The organism is Pantoea sp. SGAir0418, assembly GCF_043529865.1.
Genome location: NZ_CP027911.1, coordinates 2613273 through 2635719, shown reverse-complemented (window position 1 = coordinate 2635719; position 22447 = coordinate 2613273). Strand labels below are relative to the sequence as shown.

Sequence of the window (22447 nt, the reverse complement as noted above, 5' to 3'; positions counted from 1 at the left end):
TTCTTATGGAGCGCGCGCAATGTCGGAAACGTTGAAAAACCTGGTGTTAACCTCCACGCCCGTGCCGGTGACCATTGCCGGCAGCGCCATTATCGCCACGCGCTGTATCAGCGTGCTGATGCTGGCCAATGAGCTGGGCTATGACGAAATCGCCAATTTTGTGCACCGCAGCGCGCAGGCGTGGGATTCCACGCTGATTTTTATCGCCAGCCAGCTAATTTTCCTGTTTGAACTGCGCTGTGCCTTTACCCTGATGCGCGGCAGTAATGCCGGGCGCTGGGGCTATGTGGCCACGCAGATCGTGGTGCTGCTGTACATGCTGATGGCGTCGGTGGGCTGGATCTATCCGGAGATTTTCAGCATTCCAGGCGAGAATAACGCGCAGATTATTCACCACACGCTGCTGCAGAAACTGCCGGATGTGCTGGTGCTGCTGCTGCTGTTTGTGCCGGCCAGCAGCCGCGCATTTTTCCGCAGCCGGTGATACAATCGGCCCCCGTTTTTGCTCCCGATTCTCAATACAGGCCTTTCCATGCATTGCGCGCTTTATCAGGCCGGTCGCTGTCGTTCATGTCAGTGGCTGGAAAAACCCTATCCGCAACAGCTGAGCGACAAGCAGACGCAGTTGACGCAGCTGCTGGACGGCATGCCGGTCGCCGACTGGCGGCCGCCGGTTACCTCGGCGCAGCAGGGGTTTCGCAATAAAGCCAAGATGGTGGTGAGCGGCAGCGTGGAAAAACCGCTGTTCGGCATGGTGGCGCGTGACGGCGAGCCGGTGGATCTCTGCGCCTGTCCGCTCTATCCCGCCAGCTTCGCGGCGGTATTCGACGTGCTGAAACCCTTTATCGCCCGTGCCGGTCTGACGCCGTACAACGTGGCGCGCAAACGCGGCGAGCTGAAGTTTTTGCTGCTGACGGAGAGTACCCAGGGCGGCATGATGCTGCGTTTTGTCCTGCGCTCGCACAGCAAACTGGCGCAGCTGCGCGCCGCGCTGCCGTGGCTGCAACAGCAGCTGCCGCAGCTGCAGGTGATCTCCGCCAATATTCAGCCGGTGCACATGGCGATACTGGAGGGCGAGGAGGAGATGGCGCTGACGCCTGAGCAGGCGCTGCCGGAACGCTTCAACGGCGTGCCGCTGTATATCCGTCCGCAAAGTTTCTTCCAGACTAACCCGCAGGTGGCGGCTGCGCTGTACGCAACGGCACGCGACTGGGTGGCGGAACTGCCGGTGCACAGCATGTGGGATTTGTTCTGTGGCGTTGGCGGCTTTGGCCTGCACTGCGCCACGCCGCAGATGCAGCTGACCGGCATTGAAATCAGTGCGGAAGCCATCGCCTGCGCGCAGCAGTCGGCGCAACAGCTGGGGTTAGAGCAGGTGAGTTTTGCCGCGCTGGATTCCACGCAGTTTGCCACCGGGCATACGAGCGTGCCGCAGCTGGTGCTGGTCAATCCGCCACGTCGCGGTATTGGTGCTGAACTGTGCGCCTGGCTGAGCCGCATGGCACCGGACTACATCCTGTATTCCAGCTGCAATCCCGCCAGCATGGCGCAGGACATTGCGCGCCTGGCCGACTATGACATCAGCCGCGTTCAGCTGTTCGATATGTTCCCGCACACCGCACATTTCGAGGTGCTGACGTTACTGCGTCGTAAGGGTGGAATCGCGTAGCGCCCGGCTGCGCTGAGGACGTGCAGAACCTGGCAGGCCCGGCGCCACGCAACTCCATAATGCTTATTCCGGGAACCACTTCTGATTGATCTGCTGCCAGCGACCGTTGGCTTTCAGCGCCGCCAGCGCGCCATTCAGCTGTTGCAGCAGCGCGCTGTTGCCCTTGCGCACCGCAATGCCGAGCCCGGTGCCGAAGTAGTCGCTGTCGGTAATGTGCTCGCCGACCGTGCTCAAATCCGCATTGGCCTTCAGCCACTGATTGACGACTGCGCTGTCACCAAATACGCCGTTGAGCCGGCCATTTTTCAGGTCGAGGATCGCGTTCTGGTAGCTATCGTAGGCCACCGCGATTACTTCCGGATGCTTCTCCAGCAGGTATTTTTGATGGGTGGTGCCGTTTTCCACGCCGATGCGTTTGCCTTTCAGCTGGCTAAAGTCGCTATATTCACCTTTATGGGCGATGACGATTGCCGAATTGGCGTAGTAGGGCTGGGTAAAATCGACCTGCTTACTGCGCTCGGCGGTGATATCCATGCCGGAAATGACCGCGTCATAGCGACGGAATTTCAGCGAAGGAATCAGGCTATCAAAGGCATTGTTGGTGAAAGTGCACTCGGCCTGCATCTGCTGACACAGCGCTTTAGCGAGGTCGATATCAAAACCGACAATCTGGTTATTCTGATCGAGTGATTCGAACGGGGGATAGGTGGCTGAGGCAGCAAAGCGAATTTTCTCTGCCGCATAAGCATTCATTGCCAGCGTTGCCATCACTGCCGCAACAATCCATTTTTTCATTATAAGGCTCCTGTAAACCATGCCAGAGGCGAAACGATTTACACGATGCCAGTTAATGCATTTGTATGCAATAAATATGATTAAAAATTTATTTCGCTATGATCAAATACAGTGAGGAAGGGCGCGGCGCTTTCCTTCGCACCGCGTCAGACGATCAGTTGCGGCGCTCAAACGCCAGCGCGCGCTTCTCGACCAGGCGCATCAGCAGCGTCAGCAGGCCGTTAACCACCAGATAAATCAGACCGGCGGCAGCATATACGGTGACGTCATAGGTGCGGCCATACAGCAGCTGGCCGTGGCCCATCACTTCCATCAGCGTAATGGTATAGGCCAGCGAAGTACTCTTGAACACCAGCACCACTTCGTTGGAGTAAGAGGAGAGGGCGCGCTTAAACGCGTACGGCAGCAGAATACGCAGCGTATCGCGGCGGCGCATGCCCAGCGCGGCGCAGGAGTGCCACTGCCCGGCCGGTATGGCGCGCACCGCGCCGTAGAACAGCTGTGTGGTGTAGGCTGCGCTATTAAGCGACAGCGCCAGCATGGCACACAGCCACGGCTGCGACAGTAAATGCCAGAGCCACGGCACGTTCTGAATGCTGGGGAACTGGCCGGGACCGTAATAGATGAGGAAAATCTGCACCAGCAGCGGCGTGCCGGTAAACAGGGTGATATAGCCTTTGACCAGCCAGTTGAGCAGCGGCAGCTTCAGCGCCAGCACAATGGTGCACAGCAGCGCCAGCAGCAGCGCGGCGACCAGCGAGGCGGCCGTCAGCGTCAGGCTGGTATGCAGGCCTTTCAGTAGCTCAGGTAAATACGCCAGCATGCGTCAGGCCCCCCGCTCGAAACGCGTGGTACGTGATTCAATACGGCGCAGCACCGCCTGACTGAATAGCGTAATCACTAAATAGATCGCGGCAGCCACCAGATACCAGGTAAACGGCTCCTGGGTGCGCGTCGCAATGCTTTTGGTCTGCAGCATGAGATCGTTGACGCTAATCAGCGACACCAGCGCCGTATCCTTGAGCAGCACCAGCCACTGATTGCCGAGTCCGGGCAGCGCATGGCGCCACATCTGCTGCATAATCAGCCGGAAGAAAATCGCTGACTTTTTCATGCCCAGCGCCTGGCCTGATTCCCACTGGCCGGACGGCACCGCTTTCAGCGCACCGCGCAGCGTTTGAGAAGCGTAAGCCGAATAGAGCATCGCCAGCGCAATCACGCCGCACAGGAACGGGCTGACATCAAAGTTCTCAATCTGCATCTGCACCGGCAAGGTGAACAGGCCCAGATTGAGCTGGAAGCCGTCCGACAGCGTCAGCAGCAGCTGCGAGGCACCGAAATAGATAAACAGCACCACCAGAATTTCCGGCAGGCCGCGAATCAGCGTCACCAGCCCGGTACCGATCCACGCCAGCGGTTTCCAGCGCAGCGATTCCCAGCCAGCAAAAATCATCGCCAGCGCGAGGCCGGCGATCAGGGCACAAACGGCAAGGCCGACGGTCATGCCGGCGGCGCTTGCGAGTGGAATCATTTCATTCATCAGAAATTACTGCTGAAACCATTTGTTGTAGATGGTTTTGTAGGTGCCGTCGGCTTTGATCTTATCCAGCGCGCCGTTGAACTTCTGCTGCAGTTCGCTGTTGCCCTGACGCACGGCGATGCCGAGGCCGGTGCCGAAGTAGGCTTTGTCGGTCACTTTCTCACCCAGCGCGGCGAGGTTGGCGTTCTGCTTCAGCCACTCGTTAACCACGGCGGTATCCCCGAACACTGCATCAATACGGCCATTCTTCAGGTCGAGCACCGCATTCTGGTAGCTGTCGTAAGGCACGATGGTGATGTCGCTGTGCTTGTCAGAGAGATATTTCTGGTGCGTGGTGCCGTTCTGCACGCCCACACGCTTGCCTTTCAGCGCCGCAACGTCCGCCAGCTTGCCTTTCTGCGCGATGAAGGTCGCAGAGTTGTCGTAGTAAGGTTTGGTGAACAGCACCTGCTTTTCACGCTCTGGCGTGATATCCATGCCGGCCATCACCGCGTCAAAACGGCGGAATTTCAGGCTGGGGATCAGGCTGTCGAAGGCCTGGTTAGTAAAGGTGCAGGTCGCATCGATCTCTTTGCACAGCGCATTGGCCAGATCGACGTCAAAGCCCTGGATTTTGTTGTCGGAGTCGACAAATTCAAACGGCGGATAAGACGCCTCGGTCGCGAAACGCAGGGTCTGCGCGGCAGAAGCGCTCAGGCTCAGGCTGGCAAGCAGTGCAGCAAGTACAACTTTTTTCATTAGAAGCATCCTGACTTAGTGCGAAAGATAATGAGCAAACGCGTCGGTTTGCGGCTGTGTAAAGTGGCTGGCATCGCCCTGTTCAATGATGCGACCGTTCTCCATGTAGACCACGCGGCTGGCGGTTTTGCGCGCCACCTCGACTTCGTGGGTCACAATCACCTGGGTGATCTGCGTCTGCGCCAGCTCACGAATGATGCTGACGATCTGTGCGGTGATTTCCGGGTCGAGCGCCGCGGTCGGTTCATCAAACAGCAACACCTGCGGCTCCATCATCAGCGCGCGCGCAATTGCCACGCGCTGCTGCTGGCCACCGGAAAGGTGCAGGGGAAAACGATCGGCGTACGGCGTCAGACGCAGGCGTTCCAGTAGTTTATCGGCGCGCGCGCGCGCCGCATCTTTGCTGAGCCCGAGCACACGACAGGGTGCTTCAATCAGGTTCTGCATCACGCTGAGGTGCGGCCACAGGTTGTACTGCTGGAACACCATGCCGACATTCTGGCGCAGTTCGCGAATCGCGTTGTCGGACGGCGTCTGGCTGAAATCGAAGTGGTTGCCGGCAATCTGCAGGCTACCGGAACGCGGCAGCTCCAGCAGGTTGAGTACGCGCAGGAGTGAACTTTTACCCGCGCCACTCGGGCCGAGCAACACCAGCGTTTCGCCCTGCGGGCAGGCCAGGTTGATATCGAACAGCGCCTGATGGGCACCGTAAAAACAGTTGATGGCGTTTAGTTGAATACTCATGCGCAAAAAATGAATAGCAATTAGTGTCGCAAATCTTAACGTCACCAGAATAGTTATGCAATTGAGGTGGGTTAAAATTTATTAAAGAGCAATTAAACAGCAAAAGCGTAGCACAAAATCGGGCAGGGCAGCGGGGAAAGGGGCTGACGGGTAAGCGTCGGCTGTTGCGCGGAAGCTTAGCGGCGCCGCAATGGTGCGGCGCGCTAATGGTTGCGGCTGAGTGCGGAAAAAATGCGCGACTATTTTTTCTCTTCCAGCAGCTGGCTGAGCGAGCCGCCACCGGCGTGTGGCCAGTCGCCGACGTAGCGCACATCATCCACCACCCAGCAGGTGCCTTCGTGGATCATCAGCACTTCATCGCGCCAGCTTTTATCGCCGCGGCTCAGCGTCACGCGCAGCGGGATGTTACGCGCGTCGCGGTTAGGAATGCTGGAGGCGCTGGCCACGTCAGCGGCGGTGGGTCCCTGTGCCAGGCTGGAGAACAGATCGCCCTGGCGCCACGCTGCCGGTGGGTTGCTCTGGCTGCTGGCATGCAGCAGTTTCTGATACAGGTTGTCGCTCAGGTATGGGCGATATTTTGCCAGCGTGGTGCTGTCCGGCAATCCCTGAGTTGGCTGGCTGACACGTAAATCGTAGAACTGCTGCGCCACGCTGTCCGGACCGCCGTCAACGCAGGGGGCGGTACGCGGCCCGTTGTCCTTGATCACCGGCTCAACGGTGGTGCAGGCACTCAGCAGCAATGCAGCGGGAACAAGCAGCGCAAAGGCTTTGTTTCTCATCTCGATTTCCTTATTGTTCACTGGCAAAGCGCCATTTTTAGCATAGAGTATAGCCGTGCTTTTACGCCGTACGAGCTATCGCCTCATGAATCACCACAGGAGAGAACGATGAAATTTTCGACTACGCCAACCCTGGAAGGGCACAGCATCACTGAATATTGCGGCGTTGTGACCGGCGAAGCGATTCTCGGTGCCAACATTTTCCGCGACTTCTTTGCCGGCATCCGCGATATCGTCGGCGGCCGCTCCGGTGCCTATGAGAAAGAGCTGCGCAAAGCGCGGCAGATCGCCTTTGAAGAGCTGGAAGAACAGGCGAAAGCGCTGGGCGCCAATGCAGTGGTTGGCATTGATATTGACTACGAAACCGTGGGCAAAGACAGCAGCATGCTGATGGTGAGCGTTACCGGTACTGCGGTGATCGTGCGCTAATGCGCGCGGTGTTACTGCTGGCGATGGCGCTGCTGCTCAGCGCCTGCCAGTCGACGCTGGAAGCGCGCAACGGCTATTGGGTCGATAGCGCGCATCCGGCGCAGGGGGCAAGACCACGCATCAAAGTGGTGGTAATCCACTACACGGCGGAGGACTTTCCCTCGTCGCTGGCGACCCTGACGGACCGCAACGTCAGCGCACACTATCTGATTCCGCAGCAGCCGCCGCAGAAAAACGGCACCGGGGTGATCTGGCAGCTGGTGCCTGAAAACCAGCTGGCGTGGCATGCCGGACCGAGCTTCTGGCGCGGCGCAACGCGCATTAATGACACCTCAATTGGCATCGAAATCGTCAATGACGGCTATCGCCGCACGCTGACCGGCCGGCAGTGGCAGCCGTTCACCGCCGCGCAAATCACGGCCCTGACCGCGCTGGTGCGCGATATCAGCCAGCGTTACGGCATCAGTCCGGAAAATATTGTCGGGCACAGTGATATCGCGCCGCAGCGCAAGCAGGATCCCGGTCCGCTGTTTCCGTGGCAACAGCTGGCCCGGCAGGGGCTGGGAGCGTGGCCGGATGCCGCCACGGTGCAGCGCTATCTGGCTAACCAGCCGCCGGATGCGCCGGTGGAGTATGCAGCGCTACTGACTGCGCTGCAGCGCTATGGTTATGACGTTGCCGCTGCGCCAACGCCGCAGATGCAGCGCAACCTGATTGCGGCGTTTCAGATGCATTTCCGCCCGCGTGATTACCGTGGCGAAGCCGATGCCGAGACGCTGGCCATCGCCCGTGCGCTGCTGGCGAAATACGGCGCGGCACAGTAGCCGCGCGTAGCGGCGTTACGGCTGGAGAAAGGCCTGCCAGCGCGCCACCAGCTGCTGTAATTGCTGGCGGCTGACATCCAGATGGGTGACGATGCGGGTCTGCGGACCTACGCTGAGCAGCACGTCGCCCGCCTGCATCCAGCGCTGTAGCGGTGCGACCTGCTCCGCCGGCACTTTCACGAACAGCATGTTAGTGTGCTGGCTCACCACTTCCACACCAAGAGCGCTGAGCTGCGCGCCGAGCCATGCGGCGTTGTCATGATCCTCCTGCAGACGCGCCACGTTGTGCTGCAGCGCGTAGAGACCGGCAGCCGCCAGAATGCCGGCCTGGCGCATGCCGCCGCCGGTCATTTTGCGCCAGCGCCGCGCCTGCTCGATATAAGCTTCATCACCACACAGCAGGGAGCCGACCGGTGTACCCAGTCCTTTCGACAGGCAGATGGTCAGGCTATCGCAGTAGCGGGCGATATCGATCAGCTGCACACCCTGCGCCACCACGGCATTAAAGATGCGCGCGCCGTCAATGTGCAGCGCCAGCTGGCGCTCGCGGGTAAATTGCCACGCCTGTTCAAGGTAGCTCAGCGGCAGCACTTTGCCGTGATGGGTATTTTCCAGGCTCAGCAGGCGGGTGCGGGCAAAATGCATGTCGTCCGGCTTGATGGCGGCCGCCACGTCGTGCAGCGGCAGCGTGCCGTCGGCAGCCGCGAGGATCGGCTGCGGCTGGATGCTGCCGAGCACCGCGGCACCGCCAGCCTCATATTTGTAGTTATGCGCCTGCTGGCCGACGATGTACTCATCGCCGCGCTGGCAGTGGCACAGCAGCGCCACCAGGTTGGCCTGGGTGCCGGTAGGGAAGAACAGCGCAGCCGCTTTACCGCTCAGGCGCGCCGCTTCAGCCTCCAGCGCATTGACGGTGGGATCATCGCGATAGACATCATCGCCGGTTTCGGCCGCCATCATCGCATCCAGCATCGCGGCACTCGGGCGGGTCACGGTATCACTGCGTAAATCGATCACGTTGCTCTCCTGACATAAAAAAGCGGGCTAAGCGCCCGCATGATGATTAATCCGGCAAGTCTCTTCGTTTTACCGCAGCCAGTTGGTTTTCGCCAGCTCGACGATTTCATCACCGCGACCATTCAGGATCGCGCGCAGCATGTACAGGCTGAAACCTTTAGCCTGCTCGGCTTTGATTTGCGGTGGCATCGACAACTCTTCCTTGGCGGTGATCACGTCTACCAGCACCGGACCGTCATGGGCGAACGCCTGTTGCAGCGCGCCATCCAGCTCCGAGGCTTTTTCCACGCGGATCCCTTTGATGCCGCAGGCGGTGGCGATGGCGGCGAAGTCCGGGTTCTCCAGATCGGTGCCGTCGGTGAGATAGCCACCGGCTTTCATCTCCATTGCCACAAAGCCCAGCACGCTGTTATTGAAGATCACCAGCTTCACCGGCAGCTTAAGCTGCGCCAGCGAGATGAAATCGCCCATCAGCATGCTGAAGCCGCCATCGCCGCACAGCGCAACCACCTGACGCTGTTTATCAATGGCCTGTGCGCCAAGCGCCTGCGGCATGGCGTTGGCCATCGAACCGTGGTTAAACGAGCCGAGCAGACGGCGCTTGCCGTTCATTTTCAGATAGCGCGCTGCCCACACCGTTGGCGTGCCGACATCACAGGTAAAGATAGCGTCATCGGCCGCATAGTGGCTGATCTGCTGGGCCAGATACTGCGGGTGAATCGCCTGCTTATCGTTGGCGGTCGCCAGATCGTCCAGCCCTTTGCGCGCATCCGCGTAGTGCTCCAGTGCGCGATCGAGGTGATGACGGTCGCTGTGGCTGGTGAGCTGCGGCTGCAGCGCCTGCAGCGTGGCTTTGATGTCACCCACCAGCGCCATGTCGACGTGACTGTGCGCGCCGAGGCTGGCCGGATTGATATCAATCTGAATAATGCGCGCGTCCGCCGGGTAGAACGGGCGATAAGGGAACTGGGTGCCGAGCAGCACCAGCGTGTCGGCGTTCATCATGGCGTGATAGCCGGATGAGAAGCCGATCAGCCCGGTCATGCCGACATCATACGGGTTGTCGTACTCGAGGTGCTCTTTGCCGCGCATGGCGTGTACCACGGGTGCTTTCAGCGTTTCGGCCAGCTTTACCACTTCCGCATGGGCACCGGCGCAGCCGCTGCCGCACATCAGGGTGATATTTTTCGCTTCATTGAGCGTTTCTGCGAGGCGCGTCAGTTCACTGACCGACGGCACCACCTGCGGCAGCTGCGGCGGATACCATTCGCTGCGCGCATTCTCCGGCGCCGCCTGCAGCGCCACGTCACCCGGCAGCACAATCACCGACACGCCGCGATTGAGGATGGCTTTACGCATCGCAATGCCGAGCACCTGCGGCAGCTGTTCCGGATTGGAGACCAGCTCGCAGTAATGGCTGCACTCGCGGAATAACTCCTGCGGATGGGTTTCCTGAAAATAGCCGCTGCCGATTTCGCTGGAAGGAATGTGCGCGGCAATCGCCAGCACCGGAACATGGTTGCGATGGCAGTCAAACAGGCCGTTGATCAGATGCAGGTTGCCAGGGCCGCAGGAGCCGGCGCACACCGCCAGCTCACCGCTGATTTGTGCTTCCGCCCCGGCGGCAAAAGCGGCCACTTCTTCATGGCGCGTTGGCATCCATTCAATGGTGCCCATGCGGTTGAGGCTGTAGTTCAGCCCGTTGAGGGAGTCACCGGTTACGCCCCAAATGCGTTTTACGCCGGCGCTCTCCAGCGTTTTGGCCAGCAGGGCCGCCACTGTTTGCTTCATCGTTCGCTCCTTTCTGGTGTCGGCCATCCAGTCGGATGGCAAAAAACGTGTCAGAGAGAAAGCGTAGACGAAGCCGCAGCGCAGCGGGCGTGAAAAAATGCGCTGCGCGTCAGGCGGAAAACAGGGCGATGAGGATAGGTGCCAGCAGGTTCATGATAAAACCGTGCACGATGGCCGCAGGCACAATCTCCATTCCGCCGGCACGCTGCAGAATCGGCAGGGTGAAATCCATCGACGTGGCACCGCTCAGCCCAAGTGCCATACTGCGGTAGCGGTTGACCAGCACCGGAATCAGCAGCACCGCAGCCAGCTCTCGCAGCAGATCGTTAAAGAAGGCGGCGCTGCCGATCACCGGGCCGTACGCTTCGGTCATCAGAATGCCGGACAGCGAATACCAGCCGAAGCCGCTGGCCAGCGCCAGTCCGGTTGACAGCGAAACGCCGAGCAGCCACGCCGCCAGCACGCCGCCGCCCAGCGAGCCGCACAGGGATACCAGCGCTACCGTCATGCCACGCCGGTTCAGGGTGATCTGGCGTAGCGTCATGCCGCTGCCGCGCAGCTGCACGCCAACCAGGAACAGCAGCACGATGAGCGCGATTTCGCTGAGGGTCGATGCATGGCGCAGCGGCGCCCACTGGGTTAATCCCAGCAGGAAACCGGCCAGCACCGCCACGCACAGCTTGAGCGATTCCAGCACCATGTGCCAGCGCGATGGCAGATCCTGCTGGCGATGCTGCTGACGCCACGGCCAGCGGCGATCCAGCAGCCACAGCGCCAGCAGTGAGCAGCTGAGAATGGCACCTGCAGCAATCAGCGCGGTTTTAAACACGATCAGCAAGTTGGTGCCGAGATTGTCGAGAAAGGCGAGGCTGGTACCCATAAAAAACAGAATGGCGTAAATCAGCAAACTCAGCAGGCGGTTAACGCGCTGCAACAGCGCAGGCTGATGCCACGGCAGCAAATAGCCCACCATCAGCGGCACCAGAATGATAAGCAGTCCGGTATACATGAAAAATGACGTCCTTTTTTACGAGACGCCACGCTAATGGAAAATGCCTGAAGTGTAAACCTTTTCTCCCGCTGCCGACTTGACCAACGCAGCGCGGCGGACCATGCTCTGGCAAAGCACGGAGGGACTGCGCGATGATTCTGGAACATATCGATATACACGGCTTTCGCGGCATTAACCGGTTGTCGCTGCCGCTGACCGACACCAATCTGCTGATTGGGGAAAACGCGTGGGGTAAATCCAGTTTGCTGGATGCGCTAACGCTGCTGCTGGCACCGGCCGCTGAGCCCTATATGTTCACCGAACAGGACTTCCATTTTCCGCCCGGTGAGGTGGAAGCCCGGCGGCATAAGTTGCAGCTGGTGTTTCGCTTTCGCGCGCAGGGCGATGAGCATGAAGCGCTGTTTGCGCCGTTCTGGCAGCAGGATGACGCGGGGCGCTATCTGCGCTTCAGTACGCTGGCGACGCGCCAGGGCAGCGAAGCCAAAACCCGCTGGCGCTTTATTGACGCGCGTGGCGAGGTGCTGCCGCTGGCGGGCACCGACGTCGCGCTGGCGCAGTTGCGCGCGTACTATCCGGTGTTGCGCCTGCGTGATGCGCGCTTTGGCCGGCGGTCGCGCCATAGCGACAACGACACGCAGCGACGCGCTGATACGCTGAGCGCGCTGGCGCAGGAGATGCATAGCCTGACGCGCGATCTGGTGGCGCGGCCACAAACCCTGAGCGACGAGCTGTTGCGCCAGGGATTACACACCATGCAGCAGCTGATGGCGCACTATTTTCTGGTACAGCAACCGGACACAGGCGCCGCGCGGGTTGCGCCGGAGTTGCGTGACGGCAGTCAGGGCTGGCGTTCGCTCGATCAGCTCAATCAGCTGATCGCCGGTACCGAATCGCGCAGTCGTCAGGTGATTCTGCTGCGCATGTTCTCGCTCCTGCTGCAGGCGCACGGCAGCGATGCGCTGCCCGCGGGCGCGCGCCCCTTGCTGCTGGTGGAGGATCCGGAAACGCGGCTGCATCCCATCATGCTGTCGGTGGCGTGGAATCTGCTGGCGCTGATGCCGCTGCAAAAAATCGCCACCACTAACTCCGGTGAGCTGCTGTCACAGGTGGCGCTGGAGCAAATCTGCCGACTGGTGCGCGAGCCCGACCGCGTGGCGGCGTGGCGTATCGGGCCGGAAGGATTAAGTGCCGAAGAGGCGCGCCGTATCGGCTTTCACATCCGCGTCAACCGTCCGTCGGCGCTGTTTGCCCGCTGCTGGTTGCTGGTTGAGGGTGAAACCGAAGTGTGGATCATCAATGAGCTGGCGCGGCAGCGCGGCTACCATTTTGCCGCGGAAGGCGTGAAGGTGATTGAGTTTGCGCAGTCCGGGCTTAAGCCGCTGCTGAAATATGCGCGCCGCATGGGCATTGCCTGGCACGTGCTGACTGACGGCGACGAGGCCGGGAAAAAATATGCCGCCACTGCGCGCAGCCAGCTACAGCCGCATGAGCAGGAGAGCGACCATCTCACGCAGTTCCCGGCGCCCGACATCGAACACTTCCTTTATAAGCAGGGCTTTAGTGATGTCTATCACCAGATGGCGCACCTGCCGTTAAACGTGCCAATGAACGCACGGCGTATTATTACCAAAGCCATTCATCACAGCTCGAAGCCGGAACTGGCGATTGCGGTGGCGATGGCAGCGGCCGAACGCGGGCCGCAGGCGATTCCGCCGTTGCTCGATCAGCTGTTTGGCCGCGTCATGTGGCTGGCGCGCGGTCGGGCAGAGTAAAACTGACGCGGGACGCCAAAGAAAAATGCCAGCGTCTGCGGCTGGCATTTTTTTTCGGGAGTGGTCAGAATGAGAGCAGACGCGCGCCCGTCAGGAGAGTGACGATGCTTCACAGGGCACAATCAGACTGGCATGGTTGCCTTTCGGCCCTTCATGGACATCGAACTGAACGTGCTGGCCCGCTTTCAGCGTTCTGTATCCCTCCATCTGAATCGTGGAGTAGTGTGCGAAGATATCGTCGCCGCCGCCAATCGGACAGATAAAGCCGAAGCCTTTGGCGTTGTTGAACCATTTAACAGTACCCGTCTCCATGCTTTTACTTCCCTCGCAAGACATTTTGATAAGTAGGTGAGGTCATTGAAGCTGTGAGTCGAGTTTGTTTAAAACTCAATCAGCTTGTGTAAGTAGAATGTAGAGAAACGGACCTTATCGTCAAGCAAACGGCCCTGGCGCACGGGGAGAAATTCATCAAAATTTGAGGCAGTTAACGCTATTGCAAATTTTGTGATACAGGTCGCGCATGCGCTTTCAGGACCGATTTTTGCCACAGGAAAAGCGGCTTGACAGGCGTGTTAAACTTGAGGTGAGAGCACAGAAATGTGCGCTACCGTAACGCAGAATTTCAACGGAACATTATGGCAAACACAAACGACTGGCTTAACTTTGAACATCTGGCCGAAGACAAAGTACGCGAAGGGTTAAAGCCGCCTTCAATGTATAAAGTCATTCTGAATAATGACGATTATACACCTATGGAATTTGTTATTGACGTTCTGCAAAAGTTCTTTTCTTATGATGTTGAACGTGCAACGCAACTGATGCTGAAAGTTCACTACCATGGAAAGGCAATCTGTGGTGTATTCACTGCAGAAGTGGCGGAGACCAAAGTCGCCCAGGTGAACAATTACGCGCGGGAAAATCAACATCCGTTGCTGTGTACGCTGGAAAAAGCCTGAAGCTGTCTCCATATAGGATTCAGTCCGTCAGAGCGATAATTGGGGGAGGTGCCAAATGCTCAATCAAGAACTGGAACTCAGTTTAAACATGGCTTTCGCCAGAGCGCGCGAGCACCGTCACGAGTTTATGACCGTCGAACATCTGTTGCTGGCGCTGCTCAGCAACCCGTCGGCCAGAGAGGCACTGGAAGCCTGTACGGTGGATATTGCGGCTCTGCGTCAGGAACTCGAAGCCTTCATCGAACAAACCACGCCGGTGCTGCCTGCCAGCGAAGAGGAGCGCGACACTCAGCCGACGCTCAGCTTCCAGCGCGTGCTGCAGCGTGCGGTCTTCCATGTCCAGTCATCCGGTCGCAGTGAAGTTTCCGGTGCGAACGTGCTGGTCGCCATTTTCAGCGAGCAGGAGTCGCAAGCGGCTTACCTGCTGCGCAAACACGAAGTGAGCCGCCTTGATGTGGTGAACTTCATCTCCCATGGTACGCGTAAAGACGAACCGGGCCAGCCGCAGAACAGCGCGGAAAATCCGGTTAACGAAGAGCAAGCAGGCGGGGAGGAACGTATGGAAAACTTCACCACCAATCTTAATCAGCTTGCTCGCGTCGGCGGAATTGACCCGCTGATCGGCCGCGATAAAGAGCTGGAACGGGCCATTCAGGTGCTGTGCCGTCGTCGCAAGAATAACCCGCTGCTGGTGGGCGAATCGGGCGTCGGTAAAACCGCGATTGCGGAAGGGCTCGCCTGGCGCATTGTGCAGGGCGACGTGCCGGAAGTGATGAAAGAGTGCACCATCTACTCGCTGGATATCGGTTCGCTGCTGGCCGGTACCAAATACCGCGGTGATTTTGAAAAACGTTTTAAAGCGCTGCTGAAACAGCTGGAACAGGATAACAACAGCATTCTGTTCATCGACGAGATCCACACCATTATCGGTGCCGGTGCGGCATCGGGCGGCCAGGTGGATGCGGCGAATCTTATTAAGCCGCTGCTCTCCAGCGGTAAAATCCGCGTGATGGGTTCCACGACCTATCAGGAGTTCAGCAATATCTTTGAGAAGGATCGTGCGCTGGCGCGCCGTTTCCAGAAAATTGATATTACTGAGCCATCGGTTGAAGAGACGGTACAAATTCTTAACGGGCTGAAGCCGAAGTACGAAGCGCATCACGATGTGCGCTACACCGCCAAAGCGGTACGTGCGGCGGTTGAGCTGGCGGTGAAATACATCAATGACCGTCATCTGCCGGACAAGGCGATTGACGTGATCGATGAGGCTGGCGCGCGTGCGCGTCTGGTGCCGGTCAGCAAGCGCAAGAAAACCGTCAACGTGTCGGACATCGAATCCGTGGTGGCGCGCATCGCGCGTATTCCGGAGCAGAGCGTTTCGGCCACCGATCGCGATACGCTGAAAAATCTCGGCGACCGTCTGAAAATGCTGGTGTTTGGACAAGACAACGCGATTGAAGCGCTGACTGAAGCCATCAAGATGAGCCGTGCGGGTCTGGGGCAGGAGCGTAAGCCAGTCGGATCGTTCCTGTTTGCGGGTCCGACCGGGGTCGGTAAAACCGAGGTCACCGTGCAGCTGGCGAAGGCGCTGGGCATTGAGCTGCTGCGCTTTGATATGTCCGAGTATATGGAGCGTCACACCGTCAGTCGTTTGATTGGTGCGCCTCCGGGCTACGTCGGCTTTGATCAGGGCGGTCTGCTGACCGATGCGGTGATCAAGCATCCGCACGCGGTGGTGCTGCTGGATGAGATCGAGAAAGCCCATCCGGATGTCTTCAACCTGCTGCTGCAGGTGATGGATAACGGAATGCTGACCGATAACAACGGTCGCAAAGCGGACTTCCGCAACGTGGTGCTGGTGATGACCACCAACGCCGGGGTGCGCGAGACCGAGCGTAAATCCATCGGCCTGATTCAGCAGGACAACAGCACCGACGCGATGGAAGAGATCAAAAAGATCTTTACGCCGGAGTTCCGTAACCGTCTCGACAACATTATCTGGTTCCGTCACCTCGACACTCAGGTGATCCATCAGGTGGTGGATAAATTTATTGTTGAGCTGCAGGCACAGCTGGATGCGAAAGGTGTGTCGCTGGAAGTCAGCGATGATGCGCGCGACTGGCTGGCCGAAAAAGGTTACGACAAAGCGATGGGCGCGCGTCCGATGGCGCGTACCGTGCAGGAAAACCTGAAGAAACCGCTGGCTAACGAGCTGCTGTTTGGCTCGCTGGTGGATGGCGGATCGGTGTCGGTTGGACTGGATAAAGAGAAAAACCAGCTCACCTACCACTTCATGAGTGCGGAAAAACGTAAAACCGAGGGCACCGTGCATTAAGCGGGTGCGCAGATAAGAAAAAGGCCGGATTAAAATCCGGCCTTTTTTTTCGCGCTTAGTTTACATCAGCAAACGCGAGGCGAGTGCAACAACTTAGCGACTACGGAAGACAATGCGGCCTTTGCTCAGGTCGTACGGGGTCAACTCGACAGTCACTTTGTCGCCCGTCAGGATGCGGATGTAGTTTTTACGCATTTTACCGGAGATATGAGCGGTAACCACGTGCCCGTTTTCAAGCTCTACGCGGAACATGGTGTTAGGTAACGTATCCAGTACGGTACCTTGCATTTCAATATTGTCTTCTTTGGCCATCGAATCCTCTGGGTGAACTACCAAACTGTTGAACCGGCAAGATAATGCCGAATTCCATGATTTATGTAAAGAAACGTTGGCTGTTTTTGCCAACGCTTCGCCGTGCGTCGCGCCGCTGCGCGTGCATTACGGATAAATTCGGGTGTTTTTGACGTCTGCGGGGGATTAGCGGGCTAAGAATCTGCAGCAATCGGCATCGGGTGCGCAACTGAAACAGCTTCGGGAACAGGGTGAGATTCCCAGCCTGGCAATTCCGGCTCGCCACAGCGAAGCGCGGACGACATACCAAACTCGCTTATTGTATCACTTTTGTCGGGAATTGTGTGCAAAACATCTGCGGGGACAGTCAAAAAAGGGTTTGTGTTTGCCAGCAGCCGGCCTGCACCGGTTGCCAGGCCAGCGTTTGCACGTATTGCAGATAATCGACGCGCGGAATTTCAACTGCGCCCAGCGAGGCGGTATGCGGATTCAGCACCTGACAATCAATCAGCCGTCCCTGATGCGCAATAAAGTGCTGTGAGAAAACCCACAGCGCGGTTTTAGAGGCATTTTCCGCCCGGCTGAACATCGACTCGCCGCAAAAAATCTGTCCGAGCGCCAGGCCATACATGCCGCCAACCAGGCGTTGATCCTGCCAGACTTCGATTGAGTGCGCATGGCCCAGCTCATACAGGCGCAGCCAGGCGCGTTTCACTTCAAAGGTGATCCAGGTGCCTTCCTGACGCCCGCTGGCGCAACCTTCCACAACTTGTGCAAAAGCGTGATTCATGGTGACGCGATAGGGCGAACGGCGATGGAAGCGCGCCATGCTGCGGCTGAGATGAAACGACTCCGGCAGCAGGACCGCACGTGGATCTGGCGACCACCATAAAATCGGATCGCCGGGCGAAAACCACGGAAAAATACCGCGCTGATAAGCATTCATCAGGCGGGCAGGGGAGAGATCGCCGCCCATGGCCAGCAGGCCGTTTGGCTCACGCAGCGCCATCTCCGGCGGCGGGAAATTGAGCGAATCCCGGGAAAGTTGTACCAGTCTCATGGCGTCGGTCACCCTCAGGCTAAACGCATAGACTATAGCGCAAAGCGCTGCTGGAAACGCCAGTAGCGTCCCGCTTTTGAGATTAATTCGTCATGGCTGCCGGATTCGATAATCTGCCCACCGTCAAGCACACAGATGCGATCCATTTTTTCCATTCCGCTCAGGCGATGCGTCACCATGATCAGCGTTTTTCCCTGACTAACCTGCTGTAGCAACGTGAGAATCTGCTGCTCGGTCGCGGCATCCAGACCTTCGGTCGGCTCATCCAGCAGCCACAGGTCGCCATCGTGCAGCAGCGCACGGGCAATCGCCAGCCGGCGCAATTCACCACCGGACAGCGGCCGGCCGCCTTCACCCATCCATGCATTTAGCCCTTCGCTGTGCTGCGTCAGATGCGCCAGCCCAACCCGCTGCAATACGTCAATCAGCTGTGCATCGCTGGCGTGTGGTGCTGCCAGCAGCAGATTAGCGCGTAGCGTCTGGCTGAACAGATGGACGCGCTGTGTGACAACGCTGATGCGTTGACGCAGGCTGGCTTCGTCCCACGCCGCCAGATCAATCCCGTTCAGGCGAATCGTGCCGCGCTGAGCTTCCCAGCCGCGCGTGATCAGCGCCAGCAGGCTGGATTTTCCGCAGCCGGTCGGGCCCAGCAGCGCCAGATGTTCACCGGCTGCTAACGTCAGGGAGAAGTTGTGCAGCACCGCTTCTGGCCGCTGCGGATAGCTGAAATCGATCTGTTCCAGCGTCAGGCTGAGGCCGCGCGGCGTCGCAACCGGTTGTGTCGGGAAGTGAATGGCTGGCGGTTGATCGATGATCTCCTGCACGCGCTGCGCCGCGTGCGTCACCTGCGCCAGTGGCAGAAATGCGCCAGCCACCGGTGCCAGCGCTTCAAACGCGGCCAGCGCGCAAAACACAAACAGGGCAATCAGTGCACCCGGTGTGCTATTAGCGCCGACGCCGCTGGCGGCCAGCCACAGCAGCAGCGTAACGGTACTGCCGGCGATCAACGTGAGCAGGCTCTGCGCCAGCGCCTGCAGCCGGTGCTGCTGCTGCTGCGCCTGTTGCCACGCACGTTCTTCCTGATCCAGCCGCTGTCGCCACAGCGCCACCGCGCCGTAAATCTGCAGCTCGGCCAGTCCGCTGAGCCAGTGCGTCAGTTGCAGGCGCCAGCGAGCCTGGTAACGGGCAATCTGCGCGCCGGTGCGCGCGCCGAGCCGCCAGAATAGCGGCGGCATCAGCAGCAGCGTCAGCAACATGATCGCCCCGAGCAGCAGCGCCAGTTGCATATCGAGTAGCGCCAGTCCACAGGTCACCACCACAATCACCACCGCCGCACCCAGTAGCGGAGAAATAACGCGTAAATAGAGATGGTCGAGGGTATCGACATCGCTGACAAAGCGGTTCAGCAGTTCACCGTTGCGAAAGCGCGCCAGCTGCGCCGGTGCCAGCGCCATCAGCCGGCTAAAGGTAAAGACGCGCAGATGTTGCAGCACGCGGAAAGTGGCGTCGTGGCTGACCAGCCTTTCAAAATAGCGCGCGGCGGTGCGGGTGATTGCCGCGCCACGCACACCGGCTGCGGGCAGCATGTAATTGAAGCTGTACAGGCCGGCGACGCCAGCCAGCGAGGAGGCAGCAAGAAACCAGCCGGACAGCGTCAGCAAGCCGATGCTGGCGAGCAGCGTGACAATCGCCAGCACCACGCCAAGACCTAAACGCCACGGATGGCGGCGATACAGGCGCAGGAAAGGCAGTAACGTGCGCATCAGGCAATCTCCTTCTGACGATGCTGCGCCAGCTCGCGTAGCGGGCCCGCTTCAGCGATCAGCTGTTGCCAGTGGCCCTGCTGCACCAGTTGTCCGGCCTGCATCACCCACACTTCATCCCACTGGTCGAGAGCGTGCAGCTGATGGGTAATCATTAACGTAGTTTGCTGCTGTGCGGCCTGCTGTAGCGCGCCCATCACATGCTGCTCGCTCTGGCTGTCGAGCCCGGATCCCGGTTCGTCCAGCAGCAGCAGGCGGGCCGGTTTCAGCAGCGCCCGCGCAACGGCGATGCGCTGTGCCTGCCCAACGGACAGGCCGATGCCGCCATCGCCAACTGGCGTATCCAGCCCCTGCGGCAGACGCGACAAAAATTCGCTGACGCCAGCGCGCTGCAGCACGGCGGTCAGCGTGGCCTCGTCCACCGGCGTGTCAGTGAGCTGGAGATTGTCACGCAGCGTCGCCGCCGGCAGCTGCGGATTTTGTCCTACCCAGGCCAGCTGCTGCTGCCAGCTGCTGCGGCTGATGTCGCGCAGTTCCTGGCCGTTAATGCACAGTGAACCCTGATAGGGCAGAAAACCGAGCAGGACATTCATCAGCGCACTTTTTCCGGCCCCGCTTTGTCCGACCAGCGCCACGCGCTGACCGGGAGTAAGGCTGAAATTCAGCGGCTGTGACAGCGCCTCGCCGGTGGCGGTCATGATCACCAGATCCTGCGCCCGGAGGGAGAGTGGCGCGTCAGCATCCAGCGTTTGTGTGGCCGCCTGCGGCGCGCGCTGGGGCGTTTCGCGCAGGAAGGTATCCAGCGCGTCTGCGCCGCCCACCGCCTGCGCTTTGGCATGGTAAAAGGTGCCATGATCGCGCAGCGGCTGGAAAAATTCGGGGGCAAGAATCAGCGCGAGGAAACCGGCAAACAGCGTCACGCCGGTGCCGTAGTGGCCAAAATTGAGTTCACCCAGGTACGAGAAGCCGAAATAGACCGCGACCACGGCAATCGCCAGCGAGGCGAAAAACTCCAGCACCGCAGAGGAGAGAAAGGCGAGGCGCAGCACTTCCATGGTGCGCTGACGAAAATCCTGAGTACTGGCGGCAATCGCCTGCTGCTCAGCGTCCGCGCGGTGAAACAGGCGCAGCGTTTCGCGTCCGCGCAGACGGTCATAGAAATCGCCGCTCAGACGCGCCAGCGCAAGAAAATTACGCCGGTTGGCATCGGCCGCACCCATGCCGACCAGCGCCATAAACAGCGGAATCAGCGGCGCGGTCGCCAGCAGAATCAGTCCGGCAGCCCAGTTTATAGGGAAAATGGCGATCAGGATGGCGCAGGGCACAAACACCGCCAGCGACATCTGCGGCAGATAGCGCGCGTAATACTCCTGCATCTCTTCAATCTGTTCCAGCAGCAGCGTTGCCCAGCTCCCGGCCGGTTTGCCCTGAATCCAGGCCGGACCGAGCGCGTTCAGCCGGTCCAGCACCTGTTGCCGCAGTGCACGGCGAATCGCCACGCCAGCCCTGAAACCGGCCATCTCACGACCATAGTGCAGCGCGGCGCGCAGTGCGAAGCACAGCAGTAGTAACAGGAAATCACTCACCAGTTCAGCGCGGGGTTGCTGTTCCACCAGCAGTTTTTGCAGCAGGGAGGCCAGTAGCCAGGCCTGGGCGATGAGAATTAACGCCGCAGCAAAACCTGCCAGCGAGGCCAGTCGCAGGCTGCGTGCGCCATGATGACGTTGCTGGCGTAACCAGCGCAGCAGTTCGTGTTGCCGTGATTTGTTCATGCGAAGCTGTTTGATCACCGTAACGAGAGGCAAAATCCGACGCTAAATGCCGGACAGACGGGTGGCAGAACTGTAGCACGCAGGCGATAAAAAAGGCGACCAAAAGTGGCCGCCTCAGTGCAATTATGATCAGATAATTAACAACTTACTTATCGTTTTTAACCAGACCATCCAAATAACGTTCCGCATCCAGCGCGGCCATACAGCCGGTACCGGCAGAGGTAATGGCCTGACGATAGATGTGGTCCATTACGTCACCGGCAGCGAACACGCCCGGCACGCTGGTCTGCGTCGCATTGCCCTGCAGGCCGGACTGCACTTTGATATAGCCGTTTTCCAGATCCAGCTGGCCATCGAAAATCGCCGTGTTCGGACTATGACCGATGGCGACAAACAGGCCCGCCACTTCCAGCGAGAGCGGAGCTTCACCTTTGGTTGACGAAAGTTTCAACCCGGTGACGCCCATCTGATCGCCTACCACCTCGTCCAGCGCGCGGTCAGTGTGCAGCACGATGTTGCCGTTACGCACTTTCTCCATCAGGCGGTCAATCAGGATTTTCTCAGCGCGGAAGCTGTCACGACGGTGAATCAGGTGCACTTCAGAAGCGATGTTCGCCAGATAGAGCGCCTCTTCAACGGCCGTGTTACCGCCGCCAATAACCGCGACTTTTTGGTTGCGATAGAAGAAACCATCACAGGTGGCGCAGGCCGATACCCCTTTGCCTTTGAATGCCTCTTCTGACGGCAGGCCAAGGTAGCGCGCTGAGGCACCGGTCGCGATGATCAGCGCATCCGCCGTGTATTCGCCGCTGTCGCCGGTCAGGCGGAACGGACGGTTCTGCAAATCAACCGTGTGAATATGGTCAAAGATGATTTCGGTGTTGAACTTCTCAGCATGCTCCTGCATGCGTTCCATCAGCGCAGGGCCGGTCAGATCGTGCGGGTCGCCCGGCCAGTTTTCGACTTCAGTCGTGGTGGTGAGCTGGCCGCCTTTTTCCAGTCCGGTAATCAATACCGGGTTCAGGTTAGCGCGGGCGGCATAAACCGCTGCGGTGTAACCGGCAGGGCCGGAGCCCAGAATGAGCAGCTTACTGTGTTTGGCCGTACTCATGCGTTCCTCAGTGTGTGTCTGACAACATAGTTTTCGATTGTAGGGAAAT

The 22447-nt window shown here is 59.2% G+C and carries 22 protein-coding genes; 7 read left to right on the top strand and 15 right to left on the bottom strand.

Features of this window, described 5'->3' with window-relative positions:
• Positions 1–19: 19 nt before the first annotated feature.
• On the top strand, positions 20–484 hold the full coding sequence (locus C1N84_RS12250) for a YbjO family protein (protein WP_021508377.1): 465 nt from the start codon (positions 20–22) through the stop codon (positions 482–484).
• Between the two features lie 48 nt (positions 485–532).
• Positions 533–1669: a 23S rRNA (uracil(747)-C(5))-methyltransferase RlmC gene (rlmC, locus tag C1N84_RS12245; RefSeq protein ID WP_141496501.1), complete on the top strand. Its 1137-nt coding sequence runs from the start codon at positions 533–535 to the stop codon at positions 1667–1669.
• 63 nt (positions 1670–1732) lie between these two features.
• Here rlmC and C1N84_RS12240 read toward each other — a convergent pair whose 3' ends face one another.
• From C1N84_RS12240 to C1N84_RS12215, 6 genes are all read right to left on the bottom strand, one after another.
• Complete coding sequence (locus C1N84_RS12240) at positions 1733–2464, bottom strand: arginine ABC transporter substrate-binding protein (RefSeq protein WP_058757783.1); 732 nt, start codon at positions 2462–2464, stop codon at positions 1733–1735.
• Between the two features lie 154 nt (positions 2465–2618).
• Positions 2619–3287, bottom strand: coding sequence for an arginine ABC transporter permease ArtM (gene artM, locus C1N84_RS12235; protein ID WP_104092760.1), 669 nt, complete (start codon positions 3285–3287; stop codon positions 2619–2621).
• Positions 3288–3290: 3 nt separating this feature from the next.
• A complete protein-coding gene (artQ, locus tag C1N84_RS12230; protein WP_264441473.1) occupies positions 3291–4004 on the bottom strand; it encodes an arginine ABC transporter permease ArtQ in 714 nt (237 codons plus the stop codon).
• Positions 4005–4010: 6 nt separating this feature from the next.
• A complete protein-coding gene (artJ, locus tag C1N84_RS12225) occupies positions 4011–4742 on the bottom strand; it encodes an arginine ABC transporter substrate-binding protein (RefSeq protein WP_021508372.1) in 732 nt (243 codons plus the stop codon).
• A 15-nt stretch (positions 4743–4757) separates the two neighbouring features.
• Positions 4758–5486, bottom strand: coding sequence for an arginine ABC transporter ATP-binding protein ArtP (gene artP / locus C1N84_RS12220; RefSeq protein ID WP_058775358.1), 729 nt, complete (start codon positions 5484–5486; stop codon positions 4758–4760).
• A 239-nt stretch (positions 5487–5725) separates the two neighbouring features.
• Positions 5726–6265 (bottom strand): lipoprotein, encoded by a 540-nt coding sequence (locus C1N84_RS12215; RefSeq protein WP_021508370.1) that lies wholly within the window; start codon positions 6263–6265, stop codon positions 5726–5728.
• A 108-nt stretch (positions 6266–6373) separates the two neighbouring features.
• Between C1N84_RS12215 and C1N84_RS12210 the strand changes: the two genes are divergently transcribed.
• Both C1N84_RS12210 and C1N84_RS12205 read left to right on the top strand, forming a co-directional pair.
• Complete coding sequence (locus C1N84_RS12210) at positions 6374–6694, top strand: heavy metal-binding domain-containing protein (RefSeq protein ID WP_058757780.1); 321 nt, start codon at positions 6374–6376, stop codon at positions 6692–6694.
• On the top strand, positions 6694–7518 hold the full coding sequence (locus C1N84_RS12205; RefSeq protein ID WP_264441472.1) for an N-acetylmuramoyl-L-alanine amidase: 825 nt from the start codon (positions 6694–6696) through the stop codon (positions 7516–7518). The genes C1N84_RS12210 and C1N84_RS12205 overlap by 1 nt, the downstream gene beginning before the upstream one ends.
• A 15-nt stretch (positions 7519–7533) precedes the next feature.
• On the opposite strand, the gene ltaE is transcribed toward C1N84_RS12205, so the two are convergent.
• The 3 genes from ltaE to C1N84_RS12190 all read right to left on the bottom strand — a co-directional run bounded on the left by ltaE (position 7534) and on the right by C1N84_RS12190 (position 11335).
• Positions 7534–8535: a low-specificity L-threonine aldolase gene (gene ltaE / locus C1N84_RS12200; RefSeq protein WP_059008976.1), complete on the bottom strand. Its 1002-nt coding sequence runs from the start codon at positions 8533–8535 to the stop codon at positions 7534–7536.
• A gap of 69 nt (positions 8536–8604) precedes the next feature.
• Complete coding sequence (gene poxB / locus C1N84_RS12195) at positions 8605–10326, bottom strand: ubiquinone-dependent pyruvate dehydrogenase (protein WP_394541633.1); 1722 nt, start codon at positions 10324–10326, stop codon at positions 8605–8607.
• 109 nt (positions 10327–10435) lie between these two features.
• Complete coding sequence (locus C1N84_RS12190) at positions 10436–11335, bottom strand: lysine exporter LysO family protein (RefSeq protein ID WP_058775361.1); 900 nt, start codon at positions 11333–11335, stop codon at positions 10436–10438.
• A gap of 134 nt (positions 11336–11469) precedes the next feature.
• Here C1N84_RS12190 and C1N84_RS12185 point away from each other — a divergent pair, with 134 nt between their 5' ends.
• Positions 11470–13110 (top strand): ATP-dependent nuclease, encoded by a 1641-nt coding sequence (locus C1N84_RS12185; protein WP_264441470.1) that lies wholly within the window; start codon positions 11470–11472, stop codon positions 13108–13110.
• 90 nt (positions 13111–13200) lie between these two features.
• On the opposite strand, the gene cspD is transcribed toward C1N84_RS12185, so the two are convergent.
• On the bottom strand, positions 13201–13422 hold the full coding sequence (cspD, locus tag C1N84_RS12180; protein WP_058757774.1) for a cold shock-like protein CspD: 222 nt from the start codon (positions 13420–13422) through the stop codon (positions 13201–13203).
• Positions 13423–13745: 323 nt separating this feature from the next.
• Between cspD and clpS the strand changes: the two genes are divergently transcribed.
• Both clpS and clpA read left to right on the top strand, forming a co-directional pair.
• Positions 13746–14066: an ATP-dependent Clp protease adapter ClpS gene (gene clpS, locus C1N84_RS12175; RefSeq protein ID WP_021508363.1), complete on the top strand. Its 321-nt coding sequence runs from the start codon at positions 13746–13748 to the stop codon at positions 14064–14066.
• 55 nt (positions 14067–14121) lie between these two features.
• Positions 14122–16401, top strand: a complete 2280-nt coding sequence (clpA, locus tag C1N84_RS12170) for an ATP-dependent Clp protease ATP-binding subunit ClpA (RefSeq protein WP_021508362.1) — start codon at positions 14122–14124, stop codon at positions 16399–16401.
• 93 nt (positions 16402–16494) lie between these two features.
• On the opposite strand, the gene infA is transcribed toward clpA, so the two are convergent.
• The 5 genes from infA to trxB all read right to left on the bottom strand — a co-directional run bounded on the left by infA (position 16495) and on the right by trxB (position 22398).
• Complete coding sequence (infA, locus tag C1N84_RS12165) at positions 16495–16713, bottom strand: translation initiation factor IF-1 (RefSeq protein ID WP_002211347.1); 219 nt, start codon at positions 16711–16713, stop codon at positions 16495–16497.
• A gap of 346 nt (positions 16714–17059) precedes the next feature.
• The gene (gene aat, locus C1N84_RS12160; RefSeq protein WP_031279861.1) at positions 17060–17752 is read right to left on the bottom strand and encodes a leucyl/phenylalanyl-tRNA--protein transferase; all 693 of its coding nucleotides are present in this window, start codon (positions 17750–17752) and stop codon (positions 17060–17062) included.
• 32 nt (positions 17753–17784) lie between these two features.
• Positions 17785–19515 (bottom strand): heme ABC transporter ATP-binding protein/permease CydC, encoded by a 1731-nt coding sequence (gene cydC, locus C1N84_RS12155; protein WP_264441468.1) that lies wholly within the window; start codon positions 19513–19515, stop codon positions 17785–17787.
• Positions 19515–21287 (bottom strand): heme ABC transporter permease/ATP-binding protein CydD, encoded by a 1773-nt coding sequence (gene cydD / locus C1N84_RS12150; protein WP_264441467.1) that lies wholly within the window; start codon positions 21285–21287, stop codon positions 19515–19517. The genes cydC and cydD overlap by 1 nt, the downstream gene beginning before the upstream one ends.
• Before the next feature lie 145 nt (positions 21288–21432).
• Complete coding sequence (gene trxB / locus C1N84_RS12145) at positions 21433–22398, bottom strand: thioredoxin-disulfide reductase (RefSeq protein WP_058775366.1); 966 nt, start codon at positions 22396–22398, stop codon at positions 21433–21435.
• Positions 22399–22447: the final 49 nt, after the last annotated feature.

Excerpts from the sequence above, each read along its gene's own strand:
- C1N84_RS12250 (WP_021508377.1), top strand. The coding sequence starts at position 20 with ATGTCGGAAACGTTGAAAAACCTGGTGTTAACCTCCACGCCCGTGCCG.
- rlmC (WP_141496501.1), top strand. The coding sequence starts at position 533 with ATGCATTGCGCGCTTTATCAGGCCGGTCGCTGTCGTTCATGTCAGTGG.
- C1N84_RS12240 (WP_058757783.1), bottom strand. The coding sequence starts at position 2,464 with ATGAAAAAATGGATTGTTGCGGCAGTGATGGCAACGCTGGCAATGAAT.
- artM (WP_104092760.1), bottom strand. The coding sequence starts at position 3,287 with ATGCTGGCGTATTTACCTGAGCTACTGAAAGGCCTGCATACCAGCCTG.
- artQ (WP_264441473.1), bottom strand. The coding sequence starts at position 4,004 with ATGAATGAAATGATTCCACTCGCAAGCGCCGCCGGCATGACCGTCGGC.
- artJ (WP_021508372.1), bottom strand. The coding sequence starts at position 4,742 with ATGAAAAAAGTTGTACTTGCTGCACTGCTTGCCAGCCTGAGCCTGAGC.
- artP (WP_058775358.1), bottom strand. The coding sequence starts at position 5,486 with ATGAGTATTCAACTAAACGCCATCAACTGTTTTTACGGTGCCCATCAG.
- C1N84_RS12215 (WP_021508370.1), bottom strand. The coding sequence starts at position 6,265 with ATGAGAAACAAAGCCTTTGCGCTGCTTGTTCCCGCTGCATTGCTGCTG.
- C1N84_RS12210 (WP_058757780.1), top strand. The coding sequence starts at position 6,374 with ATGAAATTTTCGACTACGCCAACCCTGGAAGGGCACAGCATCACTGAA.
- C1N84_RS12205 (WP_264441472.1), top strand. The coding sequence starts at position 6,694 with ATGCGCGCGGTGTTACTGCTGGCGATGGCGCTGCTGCTCAGCGCCTGC.
- poxB (WP_394541633.1), bottom strand. The coding sequence starts at position 10,326 with ATGAAGCAAACAGTGGCGGCCCTGCTGGCCAAAACGCTGGAGAGCGCC.
- C1N84_RS12190 (WP_058775361.1), bottom strand. The coding sequence starts at position 11,335 with ATGTATACCGGACTGCTTATCATTCTGGTGCCGCTGATGGTGGGCTAT.
- C1N84_RS12185 (WP_264441470.1), top strand. The coding sequence starts at position 11,470 with ATGATTCTGGAACATATCGATATACACGGCTTTCGCGGCATTAACCGG.
- cspD (WP_058757774.1), bottom strand. The coding sequence starts at position 13,422 with ATGGAGACGGGTACTGTTAAATGGTTCAACAACGCCAAAGGCTTCGGC.
- clpS (WP_021508363.1), top strand. The coding sequence starts at position 13,746 with ATGGCAAACACAAACGACTGGCTTAACTTTGAACATCTGGCCGAAGAC.
- clpA (WP_021508362.1), top strand. The coding sequence starts at position 14,122 with ATGCTCAATCAAGAACTGGAACTCAGTTTAAACATGGCTTTCGCCAGA.
- infA (WP_002211347.1), bottom strand. The coding sequence starts at position 16,713 with ATGGCCAAAGAAGACAATATTGAAATGCAAGGTACCGTACTGGATACG.
- aat (WP_031279861.1), bottom strand. The coding sequence starts at position 17,752 with ATGAGACTGGTACAACTTTCCCGGGATTCGCTCAATTTCCCGCCGCCG.
- cydC (WP_264441468.1), bottom strand. The coding sequence starts at position 19,515 with ATGCGCACGTTACTGCCTTTCCTGCGCCTGTATCGCCGCCATCCGTGG.
- cydD (WP_264441467.1), bottom strand. The coding sequence starts at position 21,287 with ATGAACAAATCACGGCAACACGAACTGCTGCGCTGGTTACGCCAGCAA.
- trxB (WP_058775366.1), bottom strand. The coding sequence starts at position 22,398 with ATGAGTACGGCCAAACACAGTAAGCTGCTCATTCTGGGCTCCGGCCCT.